The sequence below is a fragment of the Parvularcula bermudensis HTCC2503 genome (assembly GCF_000152825.2).
In the GTDB taxonomy this organism is placed as follows: Bacteria; Pseudomonadota; Alphaproteobacteria; order Caulobacterales; family Parvularculaceae; genus Parvularcula; species Parvularcula bermudensis.
Genome location: NC_014414.1, coordinates 1929514 through 1944755, shown reverse-complemented (window position 1 = coordinate 1944755; position 15242 = coordinate 1929514). Strand labels below are relative to the sequence as shown.

Below are 15242 nucleotides of genomic sequence, written 5' to 3'. Positions count from 1 at the left end.
GCAAATGGGAGGAAGCTCCCGACGGAGCGGAGATCAGCCTTCAAGCAGCATTTCGATGCGCTCGGCAAGGTCCGCCGCCGCCTCGGGCGGCACCCCTTGCCCTGCCGCCGCGGCGAGCTCCAACGACCTTTGTGGATCACGCAAACGCGGCAGCAATAGGGCCGCGGCGGCCTCCGGCGTGGCCTCGGCTTCGAGGAGAATATCGGCCGCACCGCTTTTTGCGAGGCTTTCGGCGTTGAGGCGCTGATGGTCGTCCATCGCAATGGCCAGGGGGACCAGGATCGCGGGGCGCGCGATCAAGCTTAATTCAGTGACCGTCCCCGCCCCGGCTCGCGCCACCACAAGATGACTGTCGGCAATTCTTGCGGGCAAATCAGGGAAGAAGGGAGCCAGCACCGCTTCGACCCCAGCCGCCTCATAGGCGGCGGCCACGGCCTCTCTGTGATCGTCGGTGACCTGATGGGTCACCACCAATCGATACCTGATCTCGGCGGGGAGCTGGGAGATCGCCGCGGGAAACACCCGACCAAAAAGCGCCGCCCCCTGGCTGCCCCCAAAGATCAGGAGTTTGAGCGGGGCGTCCGATGCCGTCGAGGGCCAGGGCAAGGCGGCAGCGGCCCGCACCGCCTCCCGCACCGGATTCCCCGTAAAGACGATCGCCGCCGATGTATCGGGCAGCCGCGCGAGGGAAGGGAAACCATGGGCGACAAGATCGGCCCCCGGCGCGGCGCGGCGATTGACGCGCCCGAGAATGGCGTTGGCCTCATGCAGAACCGTGGGGAGGCGCAGGGTCCGCGCCGCGAAATAGCCAGGGGCCGAGGGGTAACCGCCAAAGCCGATCATCAGATCAACGGCCTCCTCCTTCAGCGCCCGCCGCGCGGTCCTGAGGCCGGAGAGCAGGGTGAAGGCGGCGGTCGCCTTCGCCCATAGGCCCTTGGCATTGGGGTTGGCGGCCTCCAGCAGAACGATACGGTCGGCGGGGAAATCGTCCGCATAACGCATGCCCCTGGCGTCGCTGAAAAGGATGATGCGGTGCCCCCTCGCCTTCAGCGCATGGGCAACCGCCTGGGCGGGGAACATATGCCCCCCCGTTCCCCCCGCGGCGAACCCGATCGTCGCCGTCACGCCGGCTGTCGACGGGTCAATGCAAGAAGAAATCCTGCCGACAGGGCCGCCCCGATGAGCGACGAGCCGCCATAGGAGATAAAGGGAAGGGTCATCCCCTTGGCCGGCAGCACAGACAGGGTCACACCGATATTGATGAACGCCTGGAAGCACAGATGCGCCGCAAGGCCCAATATGGCGCAGCGGCAAAAGACGTCTTCCGTTGAGAAGGCCGCCTTGAGACACCGATAGGCGATGGTCGCAAACAAGCCGATGATGATGGCCCCCAGCAAGAAACCAAATTCCTCCGCCGCGACGGCAAAGATAAAATCCGTGTGCGCATCGGGAAGCGCGTTCTTAACGCTTTGCGCATCGTTCAGCCGATACCCAGCCGCCCCGCCGGCCGCCACCGTCTTGAGCGCCATGTCGACCTGATAGGTATCCCCCGAAGAGGGATCGAAAAACCGGTCGATCCGACTGCGGAAATGGGGCGCGAATGTATACCCGAAGGCTAAAATCCCGGACACCACAGTGCCAAGCCCGCCTATCCACAGCCAATTCCACCCCGCAACGAAGAAGACCGTGCCCCAAATGGCGGTGAGCAGAAAGAGCTGTCCGAAATCGGGCTGTAAGAGCAGGACGATCGCCCCCGCAGCAAACAGAGCGGCGGACATCATGCCGCCGGGGAAATCCTTGGTCCGCGCCTGCTCGGCAAGCAGCAGTGAGGCCATCAACGCAAAGCCCGGCTTGAAGAACTCCGACGGCTGAAGGCTAAACCCCGCAAAGGAGAGCCATCGATTGGCCCCGTTGATCGTCTCCCCAAGGATCAGGGTGAGCAGCATCATCCCGAAAGCCATCCCGGCAAGGACGATTCCGGCGGCGCGCACCTGCCTGACCGCCAAGAGCGAAGTGAACCCCAAGCACAGAAGCGCCGGGCCCAGAAAAAGATATTGCCGTTCGACGAAGTGCAGCGGATCGGCGATCCCTTTTCGGAACGCCGCCACAGGCCCCGCCGCCGCGGCCAGCACCACCCCGATCAAGATAAGACTGCCGATCGCCCCGAGGAGGGGCTTGTCGAGGGATCGCCACCACGTCTTGAGGCTCCCCTCCCGCCCAGGTGAGGCCGCCGCCGCCAACCGTTGTTCAAAAACCGCCGTATCCGCCATATCAATATCTCGTATCGATGACCTGCGCGGCCAAGCTGCGGAATTCGTCTGGGGCAAACCCGCCTTGAGCGGCGGGCACGCCGGGGGAGAACAGGACAACAGGCGCCGCATCGGGATCCTTGTCCGCAAAGGCTCTTGCATCGAGGAAAGCGGCTTCGAAGGCGGAGGGCAGGGTCTCACCAGAGGATTTGCCGTCGCCAAGGAAATAGGCCCCGTTGATCGCCGAGGCGGCGATCGGCACCTCTCCCCCCTCTGAAACCGGCCCGCCGCCTATCCAGAACACATTGGGACAGGCATTGACCGCCCGCTCCGCCGCCGTCTGGCAACTGGCATAGCTATCATCGACGAAAATGACCTTGCCCGCCGCGCCGAGGCATTCGAACCGGCCGGGGAGCCCTGAATAGCTGTGCAGGGATTTCACGATCATCGCTGGGGCAATCCCCATGCTGAGACACGCGGCGGTCGCCGCCGCCGCATCCTGATTGAAATGCGTCCCCAAAAATCCATCCGCTCTCGAAAAATCGCCCAAGGTCTGGGTTCGACCGCGTTTTGCCGAATACGCCGCCCCGTCGAGCACAAAGACCCCATGGCCGAGGCTGGCCTCACCGGAAACGGGGATCACGGTCCCGATGGTCGCAACATCCGCCCGACCGGACCGCAGCAATGTGCAAACCTTCTGCCCGATCGGATCATCGACACCGACGATCGCCGTGTCCCCCGCATTTTGCGAGCGATAGATCTTGAGAAGAGACCGGAGGGCGAGTTCGATTTCCGCCGTGGGTCGACGACCCGCCACATTGAGAACGATGGAAACGTCCGTCCGCATCCGGCGAACCGTGGTCAGACGCCGTACGGGGAGTTCGAGCAGATAGGTCATCCCCTCATTCGGGGCGGGCAAGCCAAGGAATGGCGCGCCAAGATCGCCGCCGATGGCGACCGCGCGGCCCTGCTCCCGCAAAATATGGGCGATGATCGAGATGGTGACGGATTTCCCCGCCGCCCCCGTCACGGCGATCACATTCACATCGTCACGATGACCGGATTTCTCGAGGCCCAAGGCAAAGAGATCGAGATCGGTCAGGACTTCCGTCTCCCCCTCCCCCGCGGCGACCACCACCTGGCGCGACAGACCATCACGGTCCCCATCCGCCAGGATGATTGCGGCCATCTCGGCGATCGGCCAATCCTCGACAGCGAGAATGTCGGCACCGCAGCTCGCCCGAGCGGCTTCTTCGGCATCCCACGCGATCACCCGCGCCCCGCCGGCCGTCAGCGCCTCCACCACCGCGAGGCCGGAGGGCCCGAGGCCGAGGACGCCCACGATACGTTGATCGAACAGGGGGAGGGGGATCATGGCCTTTTCTTCCTATCGCAATTTGAGTGAGCTGAGACCAATCAGGGCAAGGATGACCGCAATGATCCAGAACCGGATCACGATGGTCGATTCCTTCCAGCCGAGTTGTTCGAAATGGTGATGTACGGGCGCCATGCGAAACACGCGTTTGCCCGTCAGCTTGAACGACGCGATCTGGATCATCACCGAGACAGCCTCGAAAACGAACAACCCGCCAATGATCGCAAGGACGATTTCGTGCTTTACCGCCACCGCGATGGCGCCAAGCGCTCCGCCCAGGGATAAGGAGCCCGTATCCCCCATAAAGATCATCGCCGGCGGCGCGTTGAACCACAAAAAGCCCAAGCCTGCGCCTAGAATGGCACCGCCGATCACGGCCAGCTCTCCGACACCGGGGACATAGATCAGTCCCAGATAGGCCGTATAATCCGCCCGCCCCACAAGGTAGGCGATCAAGGCGAAGCTGGCGGCCGCGATCATCACCGGCACAATGGCGAGCCCATCGAGACCGTCGGTCATGTTCACCGCGTTTGAAGAGCCGACGATCACGAGGGCGGCGAAGGGGTAAATGAAGAGCCCAAGGGGGATCATCCACTCCTTGATGAACGGCACGTCCACCGCCGTCGCCACCGCCGGATCCACCCCTTCGGTGGAGCGCAGGACGGCCACGCAAACCGCCCCGGCCAGCAGCGCAAGGGCAAACTGAAACACCAGTTTAGAGGACCCGACGACCCCTTTGGTATTTTGCTTCGTGACCTTGAGATAATCATCGACAAAACCAAGGAGGCCGAACCCCACGGTCACACCGAGCACGGTCCAGACATAGGGATTATCGAGGGGCGCCCAGAGCAGAACGGCGATCACCACACTGAGCAAGATCAGGACCCCGCCCATTGTCGGCGTCCCTGCCTTTTCGATGATATGGGATTGCGGCCCGTCTGTGCGGATCGGCTGGCCCTTGCCCTGGCGCACGCGCATCCACCGAATAAGTGGCGGACCGATCACGAAAGAGATCAGGAGCGCCGTCATCAACGCGCCCCCGGTCCTGAAGGTGATGTAGTTGAAGACGTTGAAGAGAATGATCTCTTCGGCGAACGGGGTGAGAAGATGATACAACATAACGCGCGCTACCCCGCCCTATCGGTCTTGGCTAGAAACGCCTCAAGCAGTGCGCCGATTCCGGCCGCGTTGGACCCCTTGAAGAGAACAACGTCACCCTGTTCGAGCGAATCTACGAGATTTGACAGGAGATCCGGGGCCTTCGGCGCCCATTCCGCCACGCGATCGGCAGGCAGGGCGTCGCGCAACGGCGCCATCCCGCTGCCGGCCAGCCAGACCCTGGCCGTGCCCGCGTCTTCGATGGGGCCGGCAAGACCGGCATGGAGCGCGTCACTTGTCGGCCCGAGCTCTTTCATTTCCCCCAAGACGGCGAGGCGGCGTCCTCCTGCCACGGGCTCAGTCTCGCCCAATTGCGCCAGGGCCGAGGCCATCGAGGTGGGGTTGGCGTTGTAGCTTTCGTCGAGGACGAGCACTTTTTTGCCCCTGATCGTCACATGATGGCGCGCCCCGCGGCCCGCCCCCGCTCTGAAGGAGGCCAATCCCTCGATCATCGACTCAAGGTCGAGGCCGAGGGCCGCGCCGGCCGCGATGACCGCAAGGGCGTTGGAGACCTGATGGGTGCCAGGCACGCCCAGCTCCAGGACATGGCGCTCCCCGGCGATGGCGATCTCGGTTCTGCTCCCGCCCTCAATCATCACTGGTGCGGTGCCCCAGATACCGGGCCGCGCGCCATCGCCAAAGCCAAAGGGCACGATGCGCTCGACACCGCATTCCCGAGCGCGCGACACCAGCCGCTCATAATACGGATTATCCGACGGCAGGACAGCCGCGCCGCCGCGCCGGATCCCCGACAAAATCTCGGCCTTGGCGTCGGCAATCCCGTCCACGGAGGAGAAGTTTTCCAAATGAACCGCCGCTACACTCGTGATGATCGCCACATGCGGGCGGACGAGATCGACGAGCGGGGTGATCTCGCCGGCGTGATTCATGCCGATTTCGAACACGCCAAAGGCCGCCTGTTGAGGCAGGCTCGCAAGAGAAATCGGGACGCCGATATGATTGTTAAAGCTCTTCGCCGCGGCATGAACCTCGCCCAGAGGGGAAAGCGCCGCCCGAAGCATCTCCTTGGTCGTCGTCTTTCCAACGCTTCCCGTCACGGCGACCAGGGCCCCGAAGCACCGTTGCCGTGCCGCCCGCGCCAAATCCTCAAGCGCCCGCAAGGGGTCATCGACCATCAGGCCGGGCAGCGCCTCGGAAAGATCCGCCGGGCGATGGGTCAACAGCGCCGCCGCGGCGCCTTTATCCGCCGCGGCTTGGGCAAAGTCGTGCCCATCCCGCGCCCCGCTGAGGGCGATGAACAGATCGCCCTTGGCCAAGCTTCTCGTATCGAAGGAAAGACCGTAAACCGGCCGCTCGCCCAAGGTCTCCCCCTCCCCTGCCCCTCTTAAGGCGGCGCCGGTGGCGGCAATGATTTCTCGCACGGTCCAGAGGGGGGCGTCGGTCATCCCTCACCTCCCATGGCCGCAAGGGTCGTCGACACATCATCGAAGGGATAGGTCACGTGGCCGATGGTCTGGGTCTGCTCATGGCCCTTGCCGGTCACCAGGAGAACGTCCCCCGCCTTCAAGGCCTCGGCCCCCGCTCTGATCGCCGCTTCGCGCCCGCCGATGATCTGCGCCCCGGGGGCGCCCTCGGCGACCTGGGATCTGATCGCCGCTGGGTCTTCAGAACGCGGATTGTCGTCGGTGACAATGACCAGATCGGCGCCCGCCGCCGCCGCCCGCCCCATTAAGGGCCGTTTGGTCCGGTCGCGATCACCGCCGGCCCCGATCACCACCACCACACGCCCGCCGGGGACATGGGGTTTGATGGCCCGCAAGGCGGTCGCAATGGCATCGGGGGTATGGGCATAATCGACAAAGGCCGATGCCATCCCCCCCTCACATGATTTTTGCCCGGCGGGCTGCATACGCCCCGGCGCGGCGGAGAGCTTGGCCATCGCCTCGATAACCGCCTCCGGCTCCGCCCCCGACGCGATGACCAACCCCGCCGCCACAAGAGCATTGTCCGCCTGGAAATCACCGATCAATGAAAGCGCGACACTCTGGGCGGGGCCCTCCTCGACGGACACTGTCAATGCCAATCCGCCTTGATGGGGCACACACGATAAGAGCTTGAGCGTCTCGCCGCGCCGTCCAACGGTCAGCACCCGTCTGCCCGCCCCCTGCGCGGCCTCGATTGCCCCCTCTGCGCCGGCACCGTCGGTGGTGATCACCGCTTGGCCCGTCTCGGGAAGAAGGGCCGTCAGTAGGCGCATTTTGGCGGCGAAATAGGCCTCAAAGCTTGGATGATAATCGAGATGGTCCTGGGTAATATTCGTAAAGCCGGCATGGGAAAATCGGACGCCGTCGGCCCTATGTTGGGCAAGACCGTGGGAGGACACTTCCATCGCCAGATGGGTCGTTCCCATCGCCGCCATGGTGGAGATCACCTGGTGCAGCTCCACGGGATCGGGGGTCGTGTGGCGCAGCGCGTAATCATAGCCCGGGGCGCTAGCCCCCAAGGTGCCGACCGTGCCCGCAGAATGGCCAAAAGCCGACCAAAGCTGTGCAACGAACCGCGCGACGGAGGTCTTCCCGTTCGTACCGGTCACGCCGACAATGCACTTTGGTTGGCCCGCGTGAAAACGGGCGGCCAGCATAGCCAGCGCCTGGCGAGGATTGTCGTCGGCCAGGACGGGGACTGTCGCGGTCGTCCCTGTCGGCGCCAAGATGGCCGCCGCCCCGGCCGCAATGGCCTGATCGATATACCGCCGACCGTCGGTCGTCTCCCCCGGCAGGGCCGCAAAGAGAAAGCCTGGCTTCACCTGACGGGAATCCGCCGTCAGGCCGGTAATCTCCGCATCCAGATGGCCGTCGAGGGGGATGAGGTCGGACAAACGCATTACCGCAACGCCTCTTCCATTAAGCGGGCCAGCGCATCGGTTTCGGCGGGTCGTTGAGCGATTTCCCGACGCAGCCCTAAAAACCCGTCGGCCGCCACGGCGTCGGAGGCGGGCATGATGTCGAGGGTCGGCGCCACGCGCTCCACAATTCGCGAAAAGGCGGGCGCCGCGACATAGCCCGCGGTGGCAAATCCATAGGTTTCACGCGTGCCCTTCGGCTCATCCACGGAGACCAAAAGGACGTATTGAGGGTCGTAGCCGGGAAAGGCACCGATAAAGCTTGAGATCAATTGCCCCCCTTCATCGCGATATCCGCCCGCGACAGGCTTGTCCGCCGTCGCTGTTTTCCCGATCGGATAATAGCCTGGGGCGCGGGCATTGCGCGCAGTACCGTCCGTAACCGTCCGCCTTAAAATCAATTTCATGCGTTTGCTGGTTTCGGGACGGAAGATACGCCGACCAGGAACAGTCGCCTCATTCAGGAAGGTTGGGGTACGGTAGACACCGCCATTGACCACTGCCGCAAAGGCCGCCGTCAATTGTAAGGGGCTGACGGCGATGCCGTGGCCATAGGAACTGGAGGCCAATTCCGACGGCCGCCATTCCGTCGACAGGGCCGGATCGCGGGCCTCCGGCAACTCAGTAAAAAGCGGAGAGGAGAGATTGAGCGCCTCCAACATTTGCGTAAAGCGCGCCGTTCCCAATCGTTGAACGATCCTGATCGTCCCGATATTCGACGAATATTGGACGATTTCAGCGGGCGTCATGAAGGGCTTTTTGCGGCTGTAATCATCGATCTCCCACCCGCCGATCTCAAGCGGTGTGGCGACATCAAAGGTTTCAGATGGCGCAATCACCCCCGCATCAAACGCCGCCGCGACGGTCAAGGGCTTGAAAGCCGAGCCGAGCTCATACCGGTCGGACATGGCCCGGTTGCGCCAGGAGGCCGCCGGGAAGGCCCCGGGACGATTGGGATTGAAGGTCGGCAGATTGGCCAAGGCGCGGACCTGCCCCGTATGGACATCGAGAAGGACCCCCCACGCCGCCTTGCCCGAAAAGGTCTCAAGGGCACGCGCCAGTTCTTCTTCGAGGATTTGCTGCGCCACCAGATCGATCGAGAGGGCCACCGGCTCTCTCCCTCCGGGGGACAGGGAGCCCGCATCTAGGGCTTTTTCAGCGCCCACCGCCCCCCCTTCGCCGGGAATGCGATAGCCCACAATATGGGCTGCGAGGCTTTTTTGCGGATAGGCCCGGCCCTGGCTTTCAGGGAATCGGACCCCCGGCAGACCAAGGGCAATCACCGCCTGACGCTCTTTGTCCGTGATCGCATTGAACAAATGGACATAGCGGCCACGCGCCAGCCGAGAAGTCAGACGCGCCGTATCGAGATCGGGAAATAGCGGCAAGAGACGCGCGGCGATCTCCTCGGGGTCCGTTACCTCCCGCCCATCGACGGCCAGACCGATGAGGTTGGTATTCATTGCCAAGGGACGGCCCACCCGGTCGACGATCGCCCTTGGGGCTCTGATCTCGGCGCGCGCGTCCTGGTCGTACCGAAGGCTCACCTCGCCGCCAAAGGACACCATCCCCAACCGCAGCAGCAAAAGACCGAAAAGGCCGAAGAAAGCGACGGCGCAGAGCTTGAGCCTGAAGGTGACATCGGCCTCGGGAGAGATCGGCTCACTCATGGACCAATTCCTTTTCACCGAGATTGGGGTCGACCATGCCGATCATATTTCCGATCACGTCCGATTCAGGCCCCAAATCATTGGGAATCGGCGATTCATCCATGCCGATGACATCGGCGAAGGCCCGATCATCCAAAAGCTGTCCAGACTTTACTGTGCCCAACGTCAAATGAGACGCATTGAGTTCACTGAGTCGGCGGGCGGATTCAAGGACTTCGACCGACAGCTCCAATTGCTGAACGTCCGAGACCAACGCCTCCTCTTTGGCGATCAACAAAGACCTCTTCCGTTCGAGGCTCTGGATCTCCGCCTCGGTCAGGAAACGGAAAGCAGAGGAACCGGCGGTCGCAATGATGAGCAGGGCAAGAATAATCCTCATGGGGAGGGCCTCCAAGCGTCTTGAAGAGGGGAAAAAACAAGAGCCGGCAGGCCCAATTGCGCCAATGCCGCCTCCGTCCAATCCGTGGGCGGTGCGGCCGTACGGACACCAGCCCGCAATCGCGCGCTCCGCGCCCTTGGATTGCCGGCAATCTCCGCCTCGTCGGCGGAGAGCGCCTTACCGAGAGGCGCAAAGCGAGGCAGTATTTTATCCACCGGCGGCTCATGACGAGAGGCCGTTTGCGCCCGCCCCTCCGTCACTTGGAAAAACCTTTTGACGATCCGGTCTTCCAGCGAATGGAACGAGACCGCCACAAGACGCCCCCCCTCTGCCAAGACCTTTTCAGCCGCGATCAGCGCCCTGACGATTTCGCCGAGCTCATCGTTCACGAGAATGCGAAGCGCCTGAAACATACGGGTCGCCGGATGGATCTTGTCCCTGGTGCCCAGCACCGCCTCCGCCACAGCCGCCAATTGCGCCGTCGTTTCGAACGGCGTGGTCTCGCGCTGCGCCACGATACGGCGAGCAAGAGCGCGGGACCGTCTCTCCTCACCATAATGATAAAAAACGTCGGCAAGCGCCGCTTCCTCGGCCTGGTTGACAAAGTCCGCCGCCGGACGCCCCGCCCCCATCCGCATATCGAGGGGCCCCTCTGCGCGGAAGGAAAACCCGCGCTCCGGCCGGTCGAGCTGCATCGAGGAAACGCCGAAATCGAACACCACCCCGTTGATCGGTGGGGCGACATGCTCGGCCAACGCCGAGAACGGGGCTTCAACGAGGGTCAGAGCGTCCCCGCATTCCCGTTCGAGCGACCGCCCTGCCGCAATGGCCGTGGGATCCCGGTCAAAAGCGATGATGGTCGCGCCAGCCTCCAGGAGGCGGCGGGTGTAGCCCCCCGCGCCGAACGTCCCGTCGACAAGGATCTCTCCGGGCTGGGGCGACAACCGATCGATCACGGCATCGAGGAGGACCGGCTGGTGGAGGTCAGTCATCGCCCCGCCCCCGCCGCGCCAGGGTCGAGGGCATGGCGCGCGCCTCGAACACTTTTTTCTGATCGGCGTTCATATCGGTCACACTTGCCCACAGATCGTCGAGATCCTCCGGCACGGCGATCGTGAAGAAGGCCCCCGCCCCGATAAAGGCAGCTTTGCCCGCCAATCGCGCATGGTCACGAAAGGGCTTTGGCAGAACGACCCGTCCTGTGTCGTCGAACCCCAAACGCTGGGTGAAGGCGGTGACTGCACGTTCGAGCTTTGCTCGGCGCCCCTCATCGTCGATCAGATCTTGGGTCTTGACCAGATAGAGCAGGATATCGGGCAGGTCGGGCCCACCGCATTGGATCTCCGGCGCGAAAAACGAGCGGCAGGCATAAAGAGCGGCAGCAGGCTCCGCCTGGCTGGGCACCAGCAATCGTCGAAACTCCGCCGGGACCGACACACGCCCCTTGGTGTCTATCCGCGCCTCGAAATTCCCGACGAACCGCGACGGGGCATTGAGATCGACAGCAATCTGCGTCCCTGCGTCGCTCACCTTTTGTCGGCTCCTCTCGTCAGTCCCCAGCGGTGCCGAGATCAATGCGGGGCATGGCCCGTCCCAGGCATGATTTGGTATAGCATGGGATATCATGGTTTCGCATGGGACACAATCGAGCTTGGCAGCACTTGCCTTGCGCGCGCCCACCGCAGAAAGACGACCAAACAGGGCGAGAGCGCGGAACATGTGTGGCCAAGGGAAGAAGTGTCAGACGGCCGCGTAAGCCGGGTTCTGTCTCTGCCGTGGCGGAGGACGACCATTCATCTGGGACGCGCCCTTGCGGGCGGCCTCAAGCAACCAACCCGGATGGGTAAGGGGTGGCGGCGCCCCCGGGCCCAAGGGCCCCTCCCATCCCTATTCGGTTTTGCTCCAGGTGGGGCTTGCCATGCCCGCAGCGTTGCCGATGCGGCGGTGCGCTCTTACCGCACCTTTTCACCCTTACCTCGGCGGACCGAGGCGGTTCGATCTCTGTGGCGCTTTCCCTCGGATCGCTCCGGCCGGGGGTTACCCGGCACCCTGCCGCCAGGGAGCCCGGACTTTCCTCAGGTAGGACCTGCGGCCGTCCGGCCATCTGACCGAGGTCATGTCCGTCGCCAGAGACCAGAGGTCAAGCGATAAGGATCGCTCGCCGACAAGCCGTCAATCGCAGAAGAAACGCATTTTGCTTCGCCCTGGCCGCGGCACTTGCTAGCCCGTGATCATGACCAAACGCGCGCATCTGATCGGAATTTGCGGCGCCGGCATGTCGGCCGTCGCTCGCCTGCTTCAACAAACCGGATATGAAGTGACCGGCAGCGATAGTGGGATCTATCCGCCGGTCAGTACCTACCTGACCCAACTCGGCCTCCACCCGATCGAGGGGCACCGCGCCGACAATCTGCCGAGTGATCCCGATCTCATCGTGATCGGCAAGCATGCAACCCTGGTGCCCGAAACCAATGAAGAGGTGCGCGCGGCGTTCTCGTACTACGCCGATCGTGTACGATCCTTTCCGCAAGTCCTGGCGCAACTGACCGAGGACAGGCGGCGGACGGTCGTTGCGGGGTCTTACGGTAAGTCGAGCCTCTCCACTCTCATTACCCACGCGCTGCTGTTTGCCGAGCGTGATCCAGGCTGGTTCATCGGCGCCATCCCCCGCGGCCTTTCCCATTCCTCCCATATTGGGGGGACCGGTCCATTCATTTTCGAGGGCGATGAATATCCGAGTGCGAATTTTGACGATCGCTCGAAGTTTCTTCATTATCAGCCGCATACAGTGGTCTTGACCTCCGCCACCCATGACCACGTAAACGTCTTCCCGACCCTTGCCGATTATCACCGCCCTTTCGGCGCCCTTCTTCAAGACCTGGCGACGCGTGAGGGGTGTTTTGTTGCGTGTACGGACGAACGGCACGCGGCCCGTTTTTTTGATGATTATGACGGCACGAAAGTCAGCTACGGGTTGGTCGAGGGGGCCGATTTCACCGCGCGAGCCATTAAGCCGGGAGATCCGCTCGAGGGAACGCCAACGCGTTTTGACCTGCTGGCCCGCGGCGAGTTGATCGCCGGCATGCAAACCCTGGAGCTGGGCCGCCACGCGGTCCAGAATATCTGCGGGGCGGCCGCCTATCTGCTCGGCGAAAAGCAAATGAGCCCCGCCCTGTTCAGGGAAGCGGTGGGCGCCTTTCAGGGGCTGACCCGACGTCTCGACCGAAAGGCGGAGAACGGACCTTATCTCATTTACGAGGGGTTCGGCTCCTCCCTCGAAAAAGCGCGGTCAGCAATCGAGGCGGCCCGCCTGCACTTTCCCGATCGCCGACTTGTGGTCCTGTTTGAGCCCCATACCTTCACCTGGCGGAACAAAAAGGCCCTGGACCAATATGACCGGGCCTTCGACGGGGTCGATCAGGTCTATGTCGCCGCCCCCCCTGAGACCGCGGCGGGCAGTCACGACCAGGCGAGCCTCGATGAGATCGTCGAACGGATTAGGGCAAACAACGAGACGGTTACCCCCCTCCCCGATCCGGCGGCGATCGTCGATATTTTACCAACGCTATCGCCGTCAAAGGATTTTCTCTTGATCCTCAGTTCGGGGAGCTTCGGTGGGCACCTCCCCCCCCTTCTCGACCGCGCCGAGGCGGCGGGGACCGCTGCGTCCTCGTAAGACTTGGAGGGGCAATAGGGGCGCCTCTCGCCGGCCCCATCATTTGCCTGTCGTCCGCCGCCGTGTCACAACGCCCAAGGTGTGAGGGAAACACCCATGGAGGGGGCCATGATGCGCAAAATAGCGGCAATGATCGGGGTCGGGATGTTGGCGGCGGCGCCTGCCCTCGCCTTGACGCAGCTAAGCACCGATATCGATCAACAACGGATTGTCGAGACCCTGTCTTTTGGCGATATCCTCCCCGTCCTGCAGCGCTATGGGGTCAATTATCAGGTCGGCGATATGGGCGGCCGCCCGGTCGCCAAAGCCTATATGGGCGGCACGGAGGTGACCTTGGTGCCCAATGTCTGCACCGCCGATCATCGCTGTGCCGGGTTAAGCCTATACGCCTTCTCTCCCATGGCGGGCACCACCGCCGTCATGACCGACTTCAATCGGACAACCCCGGTGGCGCGGGTGACCCCAGGGCCCGATGGCGGGGCCATGCTCTATCATTATGTGATTGGCGACCACGGCGTGACCCAGGGGTCGCTCATGGTCAATCTCCGCGCCTTTGCGAGTTCGACCCAAAAATGGGAAAGCGTCGCCGGCCGTGGCTCGTCTCGGGTGGTCTCCTTCACCCCGCTGGTTCCCGATGGACCTCCTGTTTCCGAAGGGAAAGAGGACACCCACCTGAAGGAGGCCACCGCGATCGCGGCCCCGGCTGACCCCGCCGACCCGCATTTGGTGACTCTGTCTCCAGGCCAGACATCCTCAGATTCGGCTCGAGGGAACGCGCTGATGATTAAGCAGATCGCGTTCGAGCCGACCCTTAGCCCCAAAGAGCGCTAAGCCCCCTGGGGCGGGGCGAAGCGCGCCCTTTAGGCCTCGACCGGATCGAGCCAGCCCCATTTGTCGGACGTTTCGCCCGTGAACAGGCCGAAAAACGCCTTTTGCAACGCGCCCGTGATCGGCCGGGCATTCTCGCCTGATGCCGGGCCGACCGGCAGCCCATCGACCCGATTGATGGGCGTGATCTCGGCGGCGGTCCCTGTGAAGAACAATTCGTCGGCCCCGTAGAGCAATTCCCGCGGCATCTCCTGCTCAACCACATCGATCCCCTGATCCTTCGCCAGGGTAATGACGGTATCTCTGGTGATGCCGTTGAGGATCGAGGCGGCCACGGGCGGTGTGATCAGCCGCCCCCCCTTGACCACGAACAAATTGGCAGAGCCCGCTTCGGAGACCATGCCCTCGGCGGTCAGGCCGATCCCTTCGGTGACGCCGGCCCGCCGCGCCTCAAGAGCGATCAGCCGCGAGGAGAGATAGTTCCCGGCGAGCTTTGCCCCCGCCGGCATGGTCGAGGGGGCCAGACGGCGCCAGCTCGAAATCGCCGCGGGCACCCCCTGCTCAATCGCATCGGCGCCCATATATCGCCCCCAGGGAAAGGCAGCGATGGTCACATCCGTTGGCGCATTGACCGCCGCCGGCGACATTTCTCCATAACCGAGATAGACGTTGGTCCGGATATAGGCCTCCGGCAGGTTGTTCTCACGCACGGTCCGGCGCGTCGCCTCAATGATCTCATCGGCGGTATAGGGAACCGGAATGTGGTAGATCTTTGAGGAATAGATGAGGCGTTCAACATGCGCCGCCGTCCGAAAGATGCAGGTCCCCTTATGGGTCTGATAGGCGCGGCTGCCCTCGAAGGCGCAGGTCCCGTAAAGCAGAGCATGGGTCAGAACATGGGTCGTCGCCTCGGCCCAAGGGATCAGCTCGCCATTCTTCCAGATGAAGTCCGCTTCCTGTATCGGCACGGCATCATTCCTCCGCTCTAAGAAAAAGCCTTCTATGGGGTGGGGCGCCCCCCTGCAAGCGTCGCCGCCGTCCCCG

13 protein-coding genes and 1 other RNA gene are annotated in these 15242 nt (G+C 63.3%); 2 read left to right on the top strand and 12 right to left on the bottom strand.

Translation table 11 applies throughout. From position 1 onward, the window contains the following. Positions 1-33 precede the first annotated feature (33 nt). The 11 genes from PB2503_RS09175 to rnpB all read right to left on the bottom strand — a co-directional run bounded on the left by PB2503_RS09175 (position 34) and on the right by rnpB (position 11802). The gene (locus tag PB2503_RS09175) at positions 34-1125 is read right to left on the bottom strand and encodes a UDP-N-acetylglucosamine--N-acetylmuramyl-(pentapeptide) pyrophosphoryl-undecaprenol N-acetylglucosamine transferase (RefSeq protein ID WP_013300971.1); all 1092 of its coding nucleotides are present in this window, start codon (positions 1123-1125) and stop codon (positions 34-36) included. Beyond that, on the bottom strand, positions 1122-2270 hold the full coding sequence (locus PB2503_RS09170) for an FtsW/RodA/SpoVE family cell cycle protein (RefSeq protein ID WP_013300970.1): 1149 nt from the start codon (positions 2268-2270) through the stop codon (positions 1122-1124). The genes PB2503_RS09175 and PB2503_RS09170 overlap by 4 nt, the downstream gene beginning before the upstream one ends. 1 nt (position 2271) lies before the next feature. Then, positions 2272-3624 (bottom strand): Mur ligase family protein, encoded by a 1353-nt coding sequence (locus PB2503_RS09165; protein WP_013300969.1) that lies wholly within the window; start codon positions 3622-3624, stop codon positions 2272-2274. Between the two features lie 12 nt (positions 3625-3636). Further along, positions 3637-4743, bottom strand: coding sequence for a phospho-N-acetylmuramoyl-pentapeptide-transferase (gene mraY / locus PB2503_RS09160; RefSeq protein WP_013300968.1), 1107 nt, complete (start codon positions 4741-4743; stop codon positions 3637-3639). 8 nt (positions 4744-4751) lie between these two features. Next, on the bottom strand, positions 4752-6188 hold the full coding sequence (locus PB2503_RS09155) for a UDP-N-acetylmuramoyl-tripeptide--D-alanyl-D-alanine ligase (RefSeq protein ID WP_013300967.1): 1437 nt from the start codon (positions 6186-6188) through the stop codon (positions 4752-4754). Then, a complete protein-coding gene (locus tag PB2503_RS09150) occupies positions 6185-7627 on the bottom strand; it encodes a UDP-N-acetylmuramoyl-L-alanyl-D-glutamate--2,6-diaminopimelate ligase (protein ID WP_013300966.1) in 1443 nt (480 codons plus the stop codon). Before PB2503_RS09150 ends, PB2503_RS09155 begins: the two co-directional genes overlap by 4 nt. Beyond that, positions 7627-9315, bottom strand: coding sequence for a peptidoglycan D,D-transpeptidase FtsI family protein (locus tag PB2503_RS09145; protein ID WP_013300965.1), 1689 nt, complete (start codon positions 9313-9315; stop codon positions 7627-7629). The genes PB2503_RS09150 and PB2503_RS09145 overlap by 1 nt, the downstream gene beginning before the upstream one ends. Further along, entirely contained in the window at positions 9308-9694 is a 387-nt protein-coding gene (locus tag PB2503_RS09140) for a hypothetical protein (RefSeq protein WP_013300964.1), read from the bottom strand. Before PB2503_RS09140 ends, PB2503_RS09145 begins: the two co-directional genes overlap by 8 nt. Further along, positions 9691-10686, bottom strand: a complete 996-nt coding sequence (gene rsmH, locus PB2503_RS09135) for a 16S rRNA (cytosine(1402)-N(4))-methyltransferase RsmH (RefSeq protein ID WP_013300963.1) — start codon at positions 10684-10686, stop codon at positions 9691-9693. Before rsmH ends, PB2503_RS09140 begins: the two co-directional genes overlap by 4 nt. Next, positions 10679-11224, bottom strand: coding sequence for a division/cell wall cluster transcriptional repressor MraZ (locus PB2503_RS14040; RefSeq protein ID WP_013300962.1), 546 nt, complete (start codon positions 11222-11224; stop codon positions 10679-10681). The genes rsmH and PB2503_RS14040 overlap by 8 nt, the downstream gene beginning before the upstream one ends. 206 nt (positions 11225-11430) lie before the next feature. Continuing rightward, an RNA gene (gene rnpB, locus PB2503_RS14185) (RNase P RNA component class A) lies at positions 11431-11802 on the bottom strand. Between the two features lie 125 nt (positions 11803-11927). Between rnpB and PB2503_RS09125 the strand changes: the two genes are divergently transcribed. Next, positions 11928-13370: a UDP-N-acetylmuramate--L-alanine ligase gene (locus PB2503_RS09125; RefSeq protein ID WP_013300961.1), complete on the top strand. Its 1443-nt coding sequence runs from the start codon at positions 11928-11930 to the stop codon at positions 13368-13370. Between the two features lie 108 nt (positions 13371-13478). Next, complete coding sequence (locus PB2503_RS09120) at positions 13479-14201, top strand: type III secretion system chaperone family protein (protein ID WP_158305840.1); 723 nt, start codon at positions 13479-13481, stop codon at positions 14199-14201. A gap of 29 nt (positions 14202-14230) precedes the next feature. On the opposite strand, the gene PB2503_RS09115 is transcribed toward PB2503_RS09120, so the two are convergent. After that, positions 14231-15166, bottom strand: a complete 936-nt coding sequence (locus PB2503_RS09115) for a branched-chain amino acid transaminase (RefSeq protein WP_013300959.1) — start codon at positions 15164-15166, stop codon at positions 14231-14233. Between the last annotated feature and the right edge of the window lie 76 nt (positions 15167-15242).

Coding starts and splice junctions, on each gene's coding strand:
- PB2503_RS09170 (WP_013300970.1), bottom strand. CDS start 2,270: ATGGCGGATACGGCGGTTTTTGAACAACGGTTGGCGGCGGCGGCCTCA.
- PB2503_RS09165 (WP_013300969.1), bottom strand. CDS start 3,624: ATGATCCCCCTCCCCCTGTTCGATCAACGTATCGTGGGCGTCCTCGGC.
- mraY (WP_013300968.1), bottom strand. CDS start 4,743: ATGTTGTATCATCTTCTCACCCCGTTCGCCGAAGAGATCATTCTCTTC.
- PB2503_RS09155 (WP_013300967.1), bottom strand. CDS start 6,188: ATGACCGACGCCCCCCTCTGGACCGTGCGAGAAATCATTGCCGCCACC.
- PB2503_RS09150 (WP_013300966.1), bottom strand. CDS start 7,627: ATGCGTTTGTCCGACCTCATCCCCCTCGACGGCCATCTGGATGCGGAG.
- PB2503_RS09145 (WP_013300965.1), bottom strand. CDS start 9,315: ATGAGTGAGCCGATCTCTCCCGAGGCCGATGTCACCTTCAGGCTCAAG.
- PB2503_RS09140 (WP_013300964.1), bottom strand. CDS start 9,694: ATGAGGATTATTCTTGCCCTGCTCATCATTGCGACCGCCGGTTCCTCT.
- rsmH (WP_013300963.1), bottom strand. CDS start 10,686: ATGACTGACCTCCACCAGCCGGTCCTCCTCGATGCCGTGATCGATCGG.
- PB2503_RS09125 (WP_013300961.1), top strand. CDS start 11,928: ATGACCAAACGCGCGCATCTGATCGGAATTTGCGGCGCCGGCATGTCG.
- PB2503_RS09120 (WP_158305840.1), top strand. CDS start 13,479: ATGATGCGCAAAATAGCGGCAATGATCGGGGTCGGGATGTTGGCGGCG.